Source organism: Fodinicola acaciae (assembly GCF_010993745.1).
GTDB classification, from domain to species: Bacteria; Actinomycetota; Actinomycetes; order Mycobacteriales; family HKI-0501; genus Fodinicola; species Fodinicola acaciae.
The window spans coordinates 1,394,034-1,408,564 of the sequence record NZ_WOTN01000002.1; the positions used below are offsets into that span (position 1 = coordinate 1,394,034).

General features: G+C 67.2%; 19 protein-coding genes. 5 read left to right on the plus strand and 14 right to left on the minus strand.

Translation table 11 applies throughout. The features are described from left to right. Window positions 1–42: 42 nt before the first annotated feature. Entirely contained in the window at window positions 43–570 is a 528-nt protein-coding gene (locus tag GNX95_RS21770; protein ID WP_163509235.1) for a gamma carbonic anhydrase family protein, read from the minus strand. Window positions 571–606: 36 nt separating this feature from the next. Between GNX95_RS21770 and GNX95_RS21775 the strand changes: the two genes are divergently transcribed. Next, entirely contained in the window at window positions 607–1,368 is a 762-nt protein-coding gene (locus tag GNX95_RS21775) for a crotonase/enoyl-CoA hydratase family protein (protein WP_187369672.1), read from the plus strand. Between the two features lie 16 nt (window positions 1,369–1,384). Here the strand turns inward: GNX95_RS21775 and GNX95_RS21780 are convergent, their stop codons facing one another. Then, a complete protein-coding gene (locus tag GNX95_RS21780; protein WP_163509236.1) occupies window positions 1,385–1,990 on the minus strand; it encodes a TetR/AcrR family transcriptional regulator in 606 nt (201 codons plus the stop codon). A 127-nt stretch (window positions 1,991–2,117) separates the two neighbouring features. Between GNX95_RS21780 and GNX95_RS21785 the strand changes: the two genes are divergently transcribed. Then, window positions 2,118–3,437: a DHA2 family efflux MFS transporter permease subunit gene (locus tag GNX95_RS21785; protein WP_246281697.1), complete on the plus strand. Its 1,320-nt coding sequence runs from the start codon at window positions 2,118–2,120 to the stop codon at window positions 3,435–3,437. Here the strand turns inward: GNX95_RS21785 and GNX95_RS21790 are convergent. Further along, a complete protein-coding gene (locus GNX95_RS21790) occupies window positions 3,408–4,127 on the minus strand; it encodes a hypothetical protein (protein WP_163509238.1) in 720 nt (239 codons plus the stop codon). The two genes, GNX95_RS21785 and GNX95_RS21790, sit on opposite strands and share 30 nt — an antisense overlap. A 159-nt stretch (window positions 4,128–4,286) precedes the next feature. On the opposite strand from GNX95_RS21790, the gene GNX95_RS21795 reads away from it, so the two are divergent. Beyond that, complete coding sequence (locus GNX95_RS21795; RefSeq protein WP_163509239.1) at window positions 4,287–4,898, plus strand: pyridoxamine 5'-phosphate oxidase family protein; 612 nt, start codon at window positions 4,287–4,289, stop codon at window positions 4,896–4,898. Here the strand turns inward: GNX95_RS21795 and GNX95_RS21800 are convergent. The 5 genes from GNX95_RS21800 to GNX95_RS21820 all read right to left on the minus strand — a co-directional run bounded on the left by GNX95_RS21800 (window position 4,845) and on the right by GNX95_RS21820 (window position 6,726). Continuing rightward, on the minus strand, window positions 4,845–5,171 hold the full coding sequence (locus GNX95_RS21800; RefSeq protein ID WP_163509240.1) for a hypothetical protein: 327 nt from the start codon (window positions 5,169–5,171) through the stop codon (window positions 4,845–4,847). The genes GNX95_RS21795 and GNX95_RS21800 overlap by 54 nt on opposite strands. After that, the gene (rpsN, locus tag GNX95_RS21805) at window positions 5,168–5,473 is read right to left on the minus strand and encodes a 30S ribosomal protein S14 (protein WP_163509241.1); all 306 of its coding nucleotides are present in this window, start codon (window positions 5,471–5,473) and stop codon (window positions 5,168–5,170) included. The genes GNX95_RS21800 and rpsN overlap by 4 nt, the downstream gene beginning before the upstream one ends. Further along, complete coding sequence (gene rpmG, locus GNX95_RS43340; protein ID WP_163509242.1) at window positions 5,473–5,640, minus strand: 50S ribosomal protein L33; 168 nt, start codon at window positions 5,638–5,640, stop codon at window positions 5,473–5,475. Before rpmG ends, rpsN begins: the two co-directional genes overlap by 1 nt. Before the next feature lie 151 nt (window positions 5,641–5,791). Next, window positions 5,792–5,983 carry a hypothetical protein gene (locus GNX95_RS21815; protein WP_163509243.1) on the minus strand — a complete coding sequence of 64 codons (192 nt, stop codon included), beginning with the start codon at window positions 5,981–5,983 and terminating at the stop codon, window positions 5,792–5,794. An 89-nt stretch (window positions 5,984–6,072) separates the two neighbouring features. Continuing rightward, window positions 6,073–6,726 (minus strand): VC0807 family protein, encoded by a 654-nt coding sequence (locus GNX95_RS21820; protein ID WP_222853807.1) that lies wholly within the window; start codon window positions 6,724–6,726, stop codon window positions 6,073–6,075. A gap of 50 nt (window positions 6,727–6,776) precedes the next feature. Between GNX95_RS21820 and GNX95_RS21825 the strand changes: the two genes are divergently transcribed. Next, window positions 6,777–7,610, plus strand: coding sequence for a PaaX family transcriptional regulator C-terminal domain-containing protein (locus GNX95_RS21825; protein ID WP_163509244.1), 834 nt, complete (start codon window positions 6,777–6,779; stop codon window positions 7,608–7,610). Here GNX95_RS21825 and GNX95_RS21830 read toward each other — a convergent pair. The 4 genes from GNX95_RS21830 to GNX95_RS21845 all read right to left on the minus strand — a co-directional run bounded on the left by GNX95_RS21830 (window position 7,576) and on the right by GNX95_RS21845 (window position 10,790). After that, the gene (locus tag GNX95_RS21830; RefSeq protein ID WP_163509245.1) at window positions 7,576–8,271 is read right to left on the minus strand and encodes a YoaK family protein; all 696 of its coding nucleotides are present in this window, start codon (window positions 8,269–8,271) and stop codon (window positions 7,576–7,578) included. The genes GNX95_RS21825 and GNX95_RS21830 overlap by 35 nt on opposite strands. Window positions 8,272–8,333: 62 nt before the next feature. Continuing rightward, on the minus strand, window positions 8,334–9,227 hold the full coding sequence (locus tag GNX95_RS21835; protein ID WP_163509246.1) for a serine hydrolase: 894 nt from the start codon (window positions 9,225–9,227) through the stop codon (window positions 8,334–8,336). A gap of 12 nt (window positions 9,228–9,239) precedes the next feature. Next, window positions 9,240–10,166, minus strand: a complete 927-nt coding sequence (locus tag GNX95_RS21840) for an alpha/beta fold hydrolase (protein ID WP_163509247.1) — start codon at window positions 10,164–10,166, stop codon at window positions 9,240–9,242. Between the two features lie 45 nt (window positions 10,167–10,211). Continuing rightward, window positions 10,212–10,790: a TetR/AcrR family transcriptional regulator gene (locus GNX95_RS21845; protein WP_163509248.1), complete on the minus strand. Its 579-nt coding sequence runs from the start codon at window positions 10,788–10,790 to the stop codon at window positions 10,212–10,214. Between the two features lie 155 nt (window positions 10,791–10,945). On the opposite strand from GNX95_RS21845, the gene GNX95_RS21850 reads away from it, so the two are divergent. Further along, complete coding sequence (locus GNX95_RS21850; protein WP_163509249.1) at window positions 10,946–12,571, plus strand: glycoside hydrolase family 43 protein; 1,626 nt, start codon at window positions 10,946–10,948, stop codon at window positions 12,569–12,571. Here the strand turns inward: GNX95_RS21850 and GNX95_RS21855 are convergent. Both GNX95_RS21855 and GNX95_RS21860 read right to left on the minus strand, forming a co-directional pair. Further along, window positions 12,568–13,410 carry an HpcH/HpaI aldolase/citrate lyase family protein gene (locus GNX95_RS21855; RefSeq protein ID WP_163509250.1) on the minus strand — a complete coding sequence of 281 codons (843 nt, stop codon included), beginning with the start codon at window positions 13,408–13,410 and terminating at the stop codon, window positions 12,568–12,570. The two genes, GNX95_RS21850 and GNX95_RS21855, sit on opposite strands and share 4 nt — an antisense overlap. Then, window positions 13,407–14,456, minus strand: a complete 1,050-nt coding sequence (locus GNX95_RS21860) for an HpcH/HpaI aldolase/citrate lyase family protein (protein WP_163509251.1) — start codon at window positions 14,454–14,456, stop codon at window positions 13,407–13,409. Before GNX95_RS21860 ends, GNX95_RS21855 begins: the two co-directional genes overlap by 4 nt. Between the last annotated feature and the right edge of the window lie 75 nt (window positions 14,457–14,531).

Sequence of the window (14,531 nt, forward strand, 5' to 3'; positions counted from 1 at the left end):
GCGGGGCGGTCGATTCGACCGACGCGCAGTCAACGGCCCCAGCTAAAGCCGTTTCAGGGACCGGTGCTCCTGTGCCAGATAGCGGTAAACCTCCGCATTGACCGAGATCCGCTGCCGGTCGGCTTCGGACAGCTCACGGACCACGCGCGCCGGCGTGCCGACCACCAGCGAGCCGGCCGGGATCCGTGTGTTCTCCAGTACGGTCGCGCCGGCGGCGATGATCGAGAAGGCGCCGACGACCGTGCCGTTGAGCAACGTCGCCGACATTCCGACCAGTACGTCATCCTCCACTGTGGACCCGTGGATGACGACGTTGTGACCGACCGAAACCCGATCGCCGACGCGCGTCGGAAAACCCGGATCGGCATGCAGCACACTGTGATCCTGGATGTTGGTCTGCGCACCGATGACGATTTCGGTGGTGTCCGCGCGGATCGTGGTGCCATACCAGATGCTCGACTCGGTGCCGATGCGCACGTCACCGATGATCCGGCAACCGGCGGCCAGAAACGCGCCGTCGTCGATGTGCGGCCGCCGGTCGCCGATCGCGGCCAGGAACGGTTCGGTCACGTGTCCTCCTCAGCTCTGGACGCGTACGATCCTCGCATGCCAGACGCGGTGCGAGTCGAGCGGAACGGTCCGGTGACCACGGTCGTGCTTTCCCGGCCACAGGCGCGAAACGCGGTCGACGGACCGACCGCCGCCGCATTGGCGGCCGCGTTTCGTGAGTTCGACGCCGACCAGGAGGCGGCCGTCGCCGTGCTTTGGGGAGAAGGCGGCACTTTCTGCGCCGGCGCCGACCTCAAGGCGATCGGTACGCCGGCCGGCAACCAGGTGACCGACGACGGCGACGGTCCGATGGGGCCGACCCGGATGCGGCTCGGCAAGCCGGTGATCGCCGCGATCGCCGGCCACGCGGTCGCCGGCGGCCTGGAGCTGGCCCTGTGGTGCGACCTGCGGGTGGTCGACGAGACGGCGGTTTTCGGCGTGTTCTGCCGGCGCTGGGGTGTGCCGCTGATCGACGGCGGTACGGTCCGGCTGCCGCGGCTGATCGGCACCAGCCGGGCCATGGACATGGTGCTCACCGGTCGCGCGGTCGCCGCCGCGGAGGCTTTCCAGATGGGGCTGGCCAACCGGGTCGTGTCGGCCGGCCAGGAGCGCGCGGAGGCCGAGAAACTGGCCGCCGAGCTGGCCGCGCTGCCGCAGACCTGCCTGCGGCACGACCGGCTTTCGTTGCTGGAGCAGGAATCTTTCGACGAGCCGGCGGCGATCGTCAACGAGTTGGTGCACGGCCGGATCTCGCTGTCCGCCGAGGCGCTGGCCGGCGCCGGGCGTTTCGCCAACGGCGCCGGCCGGCACGGCGCCTAGGTCGCGTTGCGGCGGGTCAGCGTTTGCCATAGCCATGCAGGAAAGCGCGTACGCCGGCGTCGGACAACCGGTGGATCTCGGCCGCCGGCAACGGATCCGCACCGCGGTGCAGCCGTGACGTGGCGTCACCCGAGACCAGGTGGGTGAAATGTGACGCGGCCAGCTCGGCGTCCTCGATCTCCAGGTGACCGGCGTCGGCGATCCGGCGCAGTGCCGCCGCCAGCTCATCGCGTACGCGCAACGGCCCGCTTTCCTGCCAGGCGGCCAAAGCGGCCGGCGGAATGTGCCGCGCCTCGGCGTGCACCTGACGGACCAGCGCGAAATGTACGTCGAACTCCGGCAACGGACTGGCCCAGACCCGGGCGAACTCGATCAGGTCGGCCTCGACGTCGATGATTTTGGTGAGATAGCGGTGGATCATGCCGATGTGCGCGGCCGCGACCTGCTCGGCGCTGTCCTGGATGACCGCGTGGAACAGGGTCGCCTTGTCGCCGAACTGGTTGTAGATCGTACGCGTCGACACGCCGCCGGCCTTTGCCAGCGCCTCGATGCTGGCACGCGTGTAGCCGTCACGCGCGAACACGGTGAGCGCACCGTCGAGCAGGTCACGACGCTTGTCCATGCCACCATCCTTGCAGGTGCAATGTTCATTGCATAATGTGCAGCGATCATTGTACGCTGCCGACGTGATGACACAGGTGAGGACGGACCAGCCAGCGGTGGACTGGTCGTTGTGGCGCTTATGCTGGGTGGTTGTTTTCGGCGCGTTCGCGGCACATCTGGATGGTTCGCTGGTCAACATCGGGTTGGACGTGATCGGTCGCGACCTGCGCGCCGGGCTTGGCGCGGTGCAGTGGGTCGCGAGTGGCTATCTGCTCGCGCTGGCGGTCTCGCTGCCGCTGACCAACTGGCTGAGCCGGCGGGTCGGCGCCGGCCGGCTCTGGCTGGTCGCGCTCGCCGCCTTCACCGTCGCGTCCGTCCTGTGTGCCGCCGCGCCGACGGTCGAGCTGCTGATCGGCCTGCGGGTCGTGCAGGGACTGGCCGGCGGCCTGTTGCTGCCGGCCGGCCAGACGATCCTCGGCAGGGCCGTCGGTCCGGCGCGGCTCGGCCGGGTGATGGCCACCACCGGCATCGTCGTGTCGCTGGCGCCGGCGCTGGGGCCGGTGATCGGTGGCCTGATGTTGCACTCGCTGTCGTGGCGCTGGCTTTTCGCGATCAACCTGCCGATCGGCCTGATCGGACTGGTCCTCGGCCTCCGGTACGTCCCGCGTGGCGAGCCGGAGCCGCCCCGCCGGCTCGACTGGCCAGGTCTTTTGCTGATCAGCGCTGGACTTCCGTTGATCGTCTACGGACTCACCGAGGTCGACGGCGGCTGGCCGCTCCTGCTCGCCGGCGCGGTTTTGCTTGTCAGCTTTGTGATCCTGGCGCTGCGCAGGAAACATCCGCTGCTGGACCTGCGGCTCTATCGCAACCGGGTGTACGCGGCGGCCAGCCTCGCGTCCGCCGCGACCGGCCTGCTGATGTTTGGCACCGCGCTGCTTTTCCCGCTGTACTTCCAGATCGCCTATCACGACGGCGTGCTGGAAACCGGTCTGCGGCTGTTCACGCTCGGCGGTGGCACCGCCGCCTGCCTGCCGCTCGTCGGCCGGTTGATCGACCGGTACGGCGGTGGTGCCGTCTCGCTTTTCGGTTGCGGCTGCGTGCTGGTCGTCAGCCTGCCGTTCGCCTTCCTCGGTACGGCCCTGAATCCGCTCGCCGTGTTGGTCCTTTTGGTGCTCCTTGGCGGGTCTCTGGCCTTCGCCGCGGTGCCGACCAGCACCGCGGCATACAAGACCGTACGCTCCGACCAGCTGCCAGATGCCACCACGCAGGTCAACATCGTGATGCGGATCGGCGGCGCGCTCGGTGCCGCGCTGTTCGCCGTCACGCTCGCTCGCGGTCTCGCCGGCGGCGCCGACGCCGCCTTCCGCGGCGCGTTCACGGTGATGGCGGTGGCGGCAGCGGTGGCGGTCGCGTCGGCCTTCTGGGTCTGGAGCGAGCTACGCCGGCCGCAGCAGGTCGAGGTCTGATCCCCAGTCGTCCTCGATGACCGAAAACCAGCCGGCCGTGGTCAGCGCCGCCTCGACGGTGCCGAAAAGCCACTGCCCGGCTGGTACGTCGTCGTGCCGTACGATCGCCTCCAGCGCCGCCAGGAGATCATCGGCCGGCCACCTCGGCAACGGCTCCTTTTCCAGTTCCCAGGCCAAATACTTGTTGTAAGGCCGCACGCGCCGATGGACCGCGAACATCACCGCCAGCGCAGACTGGAGCCCTTCGACCGCGTCCAGGTGCGCCGCGAACGGCCGGCCGTCGCGCCGGCTTTTCGCGGCGCGGTAACCGGCGTTGACATATCCGCCCATCGCGGTCAACGCCAGCTCGCGCGACTCGGCTGCGGTGAGACGGGCTTTCCGCGCGACAATTCCAGCGATGTCGGCTTTGTCGATCAGGATTTTGACGTGTACGAAGGCATATCGGTCCCAGTCAGCGGGATGGCCGGGCAGTGCGTACGTGCGAAACGCGGACAGTGGCATCCAGTTGACATCGAGCTCGGCCGACCGCGGTGGCAGCCATGACGGCTGGGTGTCGCTGGCGGTGACCAGATAGATGTCGTGGTCGGAGCGTACGGTCGCCATGCCTTCCCGAGCGCGCGAACCGCTCAGGACCGCACCGACGACATCGCTATCGCTCGCGGCGCGTTTGAGGAAATCGGCAACAAACATGTGAGTTCTCCGCATGGTAAAGGAACGATCCCGGATCTGACCACGCGGCTCATTTCACAATCGTGAAAATAGCTGAACGCTTTGCCGAAGGCGAACGGTTTTTCGAACGTGACGGCCGTTACCCTGTGATATTTCCCCGGCCGCGGGCAGAATGACGGCATGAAGCTGCACGAGCGGATCGACGACCGGCTGCGCGACTTCATCCTGGAGCAGCCGGTCTTCTTCGTCGGTACGGCGCCACTGTCGGCCGCCGGCCACGTGAACGTGTCGCCGAAAGGCATGCGCGGCACGCTCGCGGTCCTCGGCGAGCACCGGGTCGCCTATCTCGACTATGTGGCCAGCGGGGCGGAAACCATCGCGCATCTGCGGGAAAACGGCCGGATCGTGCTGATGTTCTGCGCCTTCTCCGGTCCGCCCAACGTCGTACGCCTGCACGGTCACGGCCGTGTTCTGCTGCCTGGCGACGACGGCTTCGCGGAGCTGGAGACGCATTTCGCCGGCCAGCCGCGGCACGCTCGCCGCTCGATCATCGACGTGCGGATCGACCGGGTCAGCGACTCGTGCGGGTTCAGCGTGCCGCGGATGGACTACGTCGAGGACCGCGACCTGCTGACGCGGCATTTCAGCCGCAAGGACGAGCAGCAGGTCGAGGACTACAAGGCGCTCAAGAACTCCTACAGCATCGACGGCCTGCCGGCACTGGGGTCGAAACAGACCCTAGTTGAGTCGGTGTCGGCTGCTGGCGAACAGGCGGTCCGGCAGACCGGTTGACATGCCGTCGCGGAGCCAGTCACACACCACTGCCACGTCGTCCTGCTCCAACGGCCCGAGCAGCGCCGCGCTGCCGTGCGGCCGGTGATCCGTGCCACACGGCTGGACCATGACGACCTCGCCGTCGGACCGCTGAGCCGAGCCGCAGTAGGTGCGTCCCAGCAGGCAGCCGGCGCGTACGAGCACGCCGTGCGGACAACCGCGGACCGTGTCGCGCAGCTTGTCCAGCGACAGCGCGCACCGCTCGCAGCTGACCGCGATGAAGCCACTCACCAGCTCGACTTCCGTACGCCCGGCAGCTGGCCGTCATGCGCGAGCTGCCGCAGCCGGATCCGGGACAGGCCAAACGCGCGTACGAACCCGCGCGCACGTCCGTCGACGACGTCACGGTTGCGTACGCGCGTCGCACTCGCGTCGCGCGGCTGCCGCGCTAGCGCCGACACAGCCGCGGCCTTCTCCGCGTCGGTACTCGAAGGACTCGCGATGGCGGCCTTCAGCACGGCGCGCCGCTCCGCGTAGTGCGCGACCATACGCCTGCGCTGCGCATCGCGCGCGATCTTGCTCTTCTTCGCCACTACCGCTCCTCGCGGAAGTCGACGTGCCGCCGCGCCACCGGGTCGTACTTGCGCAACACCAGCCTGTCCGGGTCGTTACGGCGGTTCTTCCTGGTCACGTACGTGTAACCGGTGCCAGCGGTGGACCGCATTTTGATCACCGGACGTACGTCGTTGGCCTTCGCCACGGCTGCTCCTCTCGCGTGCGTGCTCCGAGTAAAATTGAAAACGATTTTCATGTCAACTTATTCCGGAGCTGGCGCACGCCACTCGGCCCCCTCGCTGACCTGGCGGATCAGTAGGGGGCCGAGCAGGCAACGGGGGTCGTTGCGAAGAGGGCTAGAGGAGGGACGCCGAGGACGACGGGATGCGCGCGCTCACGTAGTCGCTGACCGTCTGCCAGTCGGCGAGGTCGCCTTCGGGGTGAACGAGCATCTGGCCGCAGCGCTGGCAACGCGCGAGCTCAAGCGTCTCGTGCGGCCGGTTGATCGCGCCGAGAGCGTTGCCGGGCAGGTGCAGGTGGCGCATCACGGTGTCTGTCCTCCGATCGGTGTCACCTAGAGGATGTTGACTGTGACTGTACGTCGCTGCACGTGCACGATATGCGCCTCGAGTGACGGTCATTCCATGCGCGCATTGCCGGCTTTGCGGCGTTGTGCCTGCCCGTACCGGATCGTCCAGATGATCAGCGCCACGATCACCACGATCGGCAGCACCTGCGAGATGACGACCATCACCGAGAACGGCAGCAGGAAGGTGAGGATAGTACGGACCGCCACCTCGGCCAGGAACGACACACCCCAGACGATCGTGGTGACGCGCTGTGCGCGCCGGAAGCCGGCGTACTGCCAGAGGTCGTTCCAGCGCTGGACCCCGGCCGGCGTGCCGTCGGTGGCAAACCGGCGGCCGAAGAAAAACATCAGCGGACGCGGGAAAAGCAGTGAGACCAGCAGCACGATGCCAAACAGCGCGGTCGGCGCCGAGTCCTTCAGGATGGCGATCCGTGGACTGTTGAAGGCCAGCGAGCTGACGACGCCGATGGCCAGCAACACCAGCACAAACAGGCTCAGCTCGTCGAGCCGGCGCTGTTTGGCGTAGACGATGGCGATCTCGACGACCGGCCAGACGCCGCTGACCGCCAGCGCGGCGACCTCGTTGACGCCGTACGCCGTGAGGATGAAATACGTGGCGGTGGTGAGCACCACGTTGAAGATGATCGTCGGCAACAGGCCCTTGATTATTCCGGCTGGTTTGACCGTTTCGGTGGTCGTCATCGGCGTGCTCCTGCTCGCGGGACCAATGTGTGACGTTTACGATGACGATCGTGAGCGATAGCGTCAAGTACGGCTCGGGTGGCTCGGTCTCGCTCGTGCCGTTTCTCTACGGCGTCTGTGCGCGAGACGAGATGCCTGGCACGATCCTGACCGCGCTGCTGGGCGATCTCGGTCTGACCACTGCCGCGGCTCGTGCGCTGATCGCGCGGATGCGGCGTGACGGCCAGCTGGCCGGCCGGCGGCGTGGCCGCACCGTCGACTATCGGATGATCGGTGAGTTTCGCCGGCAATATGACCGGATCCGTACGTCCGACAGCCGGCAACCGGTGCCGTGGCGCGGCCATTTCCACGCGCTGCTTTTTCAGGTGCCGGAGGAACACCGCGCATTTCGCGACGCGTTGCGCCGGCACGCGGTCTTCACCGGCTATGGCACCATGCAGCCTGGCGTCTTGATTTCGTTGACAGACAGGCGATCCGCGCTGCTCGACCAGCTGCCACCGCTGCCAAGCGGTGCGCGCGTCGTTTCCGCCACACTCGGGATGTCCACAGTGGACGCGGCCGCCGCGGCTCACCGGGCCTGGGACCTCGGCGCGTTGGCCGAGCGTTATCGTGCGCACATCCTCACACTCACACCGGAAACGCGCCGCGACGAGCCGCTGCCGGCCGACGGTCGTACGCTGCGCCGCTGGTCGGACCTGACCACCACGATGTGGCGCGACATCGGCATGCAGCCTGACCTGTCACCGGAGTTGTTGCCGGACGACTGGCCGGGCAAGCGGTTGCTGGAGCTGCTGATCGCGATGGACCGGCGTTATTATCCGGCCGTACGCACGTATGTGGACGAGCTGTTCAGCGCTTCTTCCGCGCCAGCAACAGATCCGTGACGAGCAGGATCCAGGCGGCCAGCAGGATGCCGGCGGCGATCCACAACGCGCGGTCGCCGATCCACATCGTGCACAGCGCGCCGATCGCCGCGCCGGCCAGGAAAGACAGGCAGACCAGGCCAAACCAGAGCGTCAGCCGGCGGTTGCGCGAGTCCGGCTCGCGGATGGCCGCGAACGCGTGTCCGACGAACGACCGGAGGTTGTTGGTCGTCACGATCGTGCTGTATGACTGACCGCCCACGCGCCGGAAGGACGTCGACTGAATCGCCGCCACGAAAGAGATTCCCAGCGCCAGCCAGCTGGATGTGAAAGCCCGCGGCAGGCCGGCGACAATGCCGAGAAAGACGATTTCCAGGCCGAGGGTGCTGGCCGACGGCCAGGGCACGAACCGGCGCGCCGCCGGCAGCATCAGGCATTCGCCGACCAGGCCGCCGACGACGAACGCGGCCACCGGCAACAAATGTCCTACGGTGTCACCCCAGTGTGTGGCGGCGGCGGACACGCCGGCCAGGATGATGTTGCCGGTCATCGCGTTCGCGAACACGCCGCCGTGGTCGAGATAGGTGAGCGCGTCCAGAAAACCGCTGGCGATCGCGAGAAGTCCCGCGATGACCAGCGACTCCTGTCCGTCCCGGACCCGCCGCACCGGCACATGTGTCATCCCGCCTGGACCTTACCCGATCGACTACGGTCACATCCGTGACGACGGTCGCGATCTCTTCGTCAGGAAATGCTGGCGACCGCGAGTGCGGCCGCCTGGCCGATCGCGTGGTTCATCGGTGTTTCCATGCCGTCGCGTTCGGTGCGGGTGAAGACGGCCACCGCGTACGTGCGACCGTCCGGAAACTCCACGACGCCGGCCTCGTTGCGTACGGTGCCGGCCAGGCCACCGCTTTTCGCGGAAACCGTTGCCGGATAAGGAAATCCGCTGGCCAGTCGGTTTTTGGTGAGCTGCTTGGCCATCAGCTCGCGGACCCGCCGGCAGGCGGCGGCCGGGCCGGCCTGGTCGGTCCAGATCAGCCGCAGCAGCGTGGTCATTTCCCGCGCGGTCGTACGCGTCGCGGTCGCCGGCCGCAACTCGCGGCCTTGCCGCATCCGTGTCGTCGCCGCCGCGTTTTCCGCATCCGACGGCGGCCGCCATCGGGTGAGGTCGTCCCATCCGGCGAAGCCGGCGTCCTGTCCGATCCGGTCGATGACCGTCCGGATGTCGCCGGTCATCACGGTTTCGGTGAGTCCGAGCTTGCGCAGTGACGCGTTGATGCTGTCGAGACCGGCGGCGCGTACCAACGCGTCCGTGGCGACGTTGTCGCTGATCGTCAGCATTGGCGCCACAAGGTCGCGCAGCGACACCTCGATGTCGTCCTGGAACAGCGAAAACCCGACCGTGCCGGGCGTGCGGTCGGCGGCCGTCAACCGTACGCGCCGAGCCGGGTCGAGCCGGCCGTCGGCGAACTGGCGCTCGGCCTCCAGTGCGACACAGATCTTGATGACCGAGCCGGCCACCATCGGCTCGTCGGCGCCGAAGCCGGCCTCGCCGGAGCCGTCGAGCGCCACTGCCGAGACCGTCCCCGTGCAGTTGGCCGCCAGGAACAGCTCGGTCAGTTCCTCGTCGATCATGGCCCCATTATGTCAGCGGAAAAACGCCAACAGCTCGGAGGCGACGACATCCGGCTGCTCGTCGACGATGAAATGTCCGCTGTTCTCGACGCGGCGGATGGTCGGATCAACCGCTTTTTTCGGCAGTCCCGCGGCCATGAAGCCATAGCTCGGGCCGGAGACCAGGCCGAGCACCGGTGTGCGCAGCCGCGGATATGCCCGCTGGTCCTCGATATCCTGGCTGAACGTCTGATACCAGCCGTTGCCTGCCCTGATCGCTTCCGGCGTCGAGTACGCATGCGCGTAGATCGCGCGGTCGCGCTCGTCGATGGCCGTCGGATTGACCAGCATCATCCCGAAAACGGCGTCGGCCATCAGCCGGAACCGGCCGGTGAGCAGCCGCTCCGGCAGGCCGTGCACCTGGTTGAAGGCAAACCACCAGAGATAGAACGACTCGCCAGGCCGCGGGACCAGCGTCATGCCATACCAGCTCTGGTCCGGATGCATCACGTCCAGCAGCGCGATTTTCGTGACGGACTCCGGAAAATTGGCGGCGAGGCTCTGCGCGACCATGGCCCCGATGTCATGGCCGGCCACGGCGGCCCGCTGGTATCCCAACGCCCGGACGAGGTCGCGGATGTCGCGAGCCATCGTCTTCTTGTCATAGCCGGTGGCCGGCTTCGCCGACCTGTTCATGCCGCGCAGGTCCACGGCGATGACCCGATAGTGCTTCGCCAGCAGCGGCATGATCCGGTGGAACTGCCACCACGTCTGCGGCCAGCCAGGCAAGAGGATGAGTGGCGCTCCTCTTCCGCCGGCCACGTAATGCAGCCGCGTGCCGTTCACCTCCGCCATGGCACTGCGAAAGCCCGGCAACGAGACGTCAGCGGGGACGGTTGGTGCGCCGGTCGCCGCCAGCGCCAGCGCCGACGTGGCGGCGAGCATCTTGCGCCTCTCCATAGCGACTCCGTTCTTGATCGAGCGTTCCAATATGAGGTCAAAAAATTAGTCGAGCAGGGACAGCGCCTGCGCCACCGCGGCCTCCAGTCGGCGACGGTCCGGCCGCTTGGCGATCACCCGTACGCCTTGCAGAAACGTCACCAGAAACCGGGCCAGCGCGTACGGATCCTTGTCGGCGCCCAGTTCTCCCTGGTCGGCCGCGCGCATCAGGCTCCCCAGCAACGCCGATTCCAGTCCGGTCAGGCCCTCGTCGACGCGGCGCGCCACGTCGTGGTCGGCCGGTGCCAGCTCGACCGCCGCGTTGGTCACGAAACAGCCTTTGCGGTCGGGGTCGGTCAGCGCCTTGTCGGCAAACGCCTTGACCAGCGCGCGTACGCCCGGGAGAGCCGGACCGGACTGCGCCAGCATGTGTGTGTAAATGCCGGCGATGTCCGTGCAGTAACGGTCGAGTGCCAGCAGATAGAGATCGTGTTTGCTGCCGAAGGTGGCATAGATGCTGGCCCGTCCGATGCCGAGGTGGTCGACCAGGTCCTGCATCGAGGTCGCCTCGTAACCGCGCCGCCAGAACAGCTCGATCGCCGCCTGCAGTGCGACATCCGGGTCGAACTCCTTGGTCCTCGGCACCTCCCGGACGCTACGGCATATCAGAACGATCAGTCAAGAAGGTCGCCGCTGCCGGCACTGGTCCGCGGAGATTTTCGGCGTTCGCGCGGTTTGGCCTTGACTGTCGCGGCCGGAATGGCGATATTGCGCTGGGACCGAGGCAGGGGAGCTGTGCCGTGCGTGTTTTGGCTGCTGGTAAGTGGTTTCTATGCGCCGCCGTCGCGCTGGCGTTGGCCGCGAGCGGCCAGCCGGCATCGCGGCCGGCCGCGGCCGCGACGACCTTCAGTAATCCGGTCGCCACCAACCGCTCCGATCCGCACATCATCTCCTACGGCGGAAAGTATTACTACACCTCAACGGACGGCTGCGTCGGCGGTTACATCTGCGTGTGGCAGTCGGCGACGCTGACCGGCCTCGGCTCGGCGACCCGCTTTCCGGTCTTCCAGATCCCGGCCTGTCCCGCGGTCAACTGCGCCGAGGTGTGGGCTCCGGAAATCCACGCGATCGACGGCACTTTCTACATCTATTACACGGCCGGAGCCGGTGACGCGCACCGGATTTTCGCACTGCGAGCCACCACCGGCAGTCCGACCGGTGCGTACGCTGAGGCCAACACCGGCGCGCCACACGGCCAGATCACCGAGTCCAGCAACACCTGGGCCATCGACCCCGACGTGTTCCAGATCGGCGGCACGCTCTACCTGACCTGGTCCGGCTGGCCGAGCGCGTCCGGCGGTGAGCAGGACATCTTCCTCGCGTCGATGAGCGATCCGTTGCACGTCAACAGCAAGCGTGTCATGCTGTCACGACCGGACCGGGCGTGGGAGAAGGACGGTCTCGCGGTCAACGAAGGTCCGGTCGGATTTCAGCACGGCGGCAGGACTTTCCTCACCTACTCCGGGAGTTTCTGCGACACCGTCAGCTATGCGGTCGGTCTGCTGACGTTCGCCGGCGGCGACCCGCTCAACGCGAGCGCCTGGCAGAAGACCGGTCCGATCTTCAAATACCACAGCGGGGTCAAAGGCTCGGCGTCGTTCGTGCCGATCCGTACGCTCGACGGCACCGAGGACTGGTTTTTGGTGCACTCCAACACCAAAGGCTGCGACCCCGGTCGCGAGCTGAGGCTGCAGCGGCTGCTCTGGGACACCGACGGCAGCCCGCTGCTCGGCTATCCGGTCGGCGACGGTGTCGCGCTGACACCGCCGTCCGGCGAGCTCGGCTCGGCCGGCAGCCCGAACCCGTACAACCAGGGCTGGGGCAATGCCTTCGGCGATCTCGCCGAAGGCGTCGACGACGGCGAAGTCGCCGGCAGTTGGACGGTGAACAGCCCGACCGGTGCCACCCTCACGTCCTTCGGCGGCGTGCCGTGGACGCGGCTTTTCCGTGCGTCCAACCCGAATTACGAGACCTATCGCGTCACGGTCGACGCGCGGTGGACCGGCACCGGCACGACCTCGAACTATCCGAAATACGGGATCTACGCCTCCTACGACGACCGCAACAACCACGTCGAGGTGTTCATCGACCGGAAGAACCTGGTGCTCGCGACACACGCGGTCGTGCAGGGTGCCGAGCAACCGTGGCAAAACGCGGCGCTGCCGGCCGGTTTCGATCCGGCCGTGGCGCACCGGCTGAGCGTGCTGAAGACCGGCGCCACCTACGCGTTTTCCTTGGACGGCGCGGTGCTGCAGACGCGTACGTTCCCCGGCACCTTTCCGGTGCTGCTCAACGGCCAGGTCGGCCTGGTGACCGAGGACAGCACCGCCGCCTACACCAACCTCGCGGTCACCGAGACCCGCTAGCCGATGGCTTTGGCCAGGGCCAAGATCCGCTCGGCGTTGCGTACGTGCAGGTTTTCGATCATCCGGCCGTCGACCGTCACCACACCGCGGCCGGCGGCCTGTGCCTCGGCGAAGGCCTCGATGATCCGCCGCGACTTTTCCACCTCCGCGTCGGAAGGCGCGAAGATCCGGTTGCACGGCTCGATCTGCGACGGGTGGATCAGCGTCTTGCCGTCGAAACCAAACTCGCGTCCCTGTTGGCATTCGGCCGCGAATCCGTCGGCGTCCTTGACGTCGTTGTAGACGCCGTCCAGGATCACCTTGCCGGCGGCCCGAGCGGCCAGCAGGCACAAGGAAAGTCCGGTCAGCAGCGGCGCACGCCCTGGTACGTGCTCGGCGTGCAGCTCATTGGCGAGGTCGTTGGTCCCCATCACCAGTACGGTCAACCGCTCGGACGCCGACGCGATCGCCGACGCGTTCAGCATCGCCTCCGGCGTCTCGACCATGGCCCACAGGGCCGTACGCGCCGATCCCAGCGACCGCGCCAAAGTGCGGACGGCGTCGGCCGAGTTCACCTTCGGCACCAGGATCGCGTCGGGTTCGGCGGCGACGGCGGCCGCGATGTCGTCGGCGTGCCACTCGGTGTCGGCCGCGTTGACGCGGATGGCGATCTCGCGACTGCCGTAGTCACCGGAAGAAGCCGCCGCGCAGACGCGTTTTCTGGCCTCTTCCTTGGCATCCGGTGCGACGGCGTCCTCCAGGTCGAGGATCAGCGCGTCGGCAGGCAGTGTTTTGGCTTTCTCCAAGGCACGTTCGTTGGCGCCGGGCATGTAGAGCACGGACCGTCGCGGCCGGGTCATGACTCGTACGCCTTCGCCAGCTCCGGATCGCGCTGCGCCAACGCATCGGCGAGCTCGGCGACCACGCGACACTGTTTGACGCTCGCGTCGTCCTGCATCTTGCCGTCGATCATCACCGCGCCGGTGCCGTCGCCCATCTCGGCGATCACCCGCCGGGCCCACCGCACTTCCTCGGGATCGGGCGAAAAAACCTTGCGTGCGATCGGGATCTGCGCCGGATGCAGGCTCCACGCGCCGACACAGCCGAGCAGATAAGCGTTGCGAAACTGGTCCTCGCACGCGACGACATCGCGGATGTCACCGAAAGGCCCGTAATAAGGCAAAATCCCGTGTGCCACACACGCGTCGACCATCCGCGCGACCGTGTAATGCCACAGATCCTGTTGATACGTCGTACGTCCGGCGGTCAGGTCGTCGCCGGTCGGGTCGGACCGTACGAGATAACCGGGGTGGCCGCCGCCGACGCGGGTCGTCTTCATCCGCCGGCTGGCGGCGAGGTCGGCCGGCCCGAGCGACATTCCCTGCATCCGCGGACTGGCGCCGGCGATTTCCTCCACATTGGCCACGCCGGTGGCGGTTTCCAGGATGGCGTGCACCAGGATCGGCCGCGACACACCGGCTTTTGCCTCCAGCTGAGCCAACAACCGGTCGACGTAATGGATGTCCTCGGGGCCTTCGACCTTCGGCACCATGACGACGTCGAGCTTGTCGCCGATCGCCGGCACGAGTGTCAGCAGGTCGTCCAGGGCCCACGGCGAGTCGAGGCTGTTGATCCGCGTCCACAGCTGCGTCTCGCCGAAGTCGGTCGCCTTCGCGATGTCGACCAGGCCGTTGCGCGCCGCTTCCTTGTTGCTCGCCTGGATCGCGTCTTCCAGGTTGCCGAGCAGCACGTCGACCTTCGGCGCCAGGTCCGGCACCTTGGCCGCCATCTTGGCGTTGCTGGGATCGAAAAAGTGGATCATCCGGGACGGCCGGAACGGGATGTCCCGCACCGGCGCCGGAGCACCGACGGCCAACGGCCGGAAGAAGTCCTTAGCCGAACGCATGCCGCAGACCTTAACGGCTGTTCGGCCAGCCGGCCGGATCCGGTGAGAAATGCAACGCTTGACGATGAAACCATT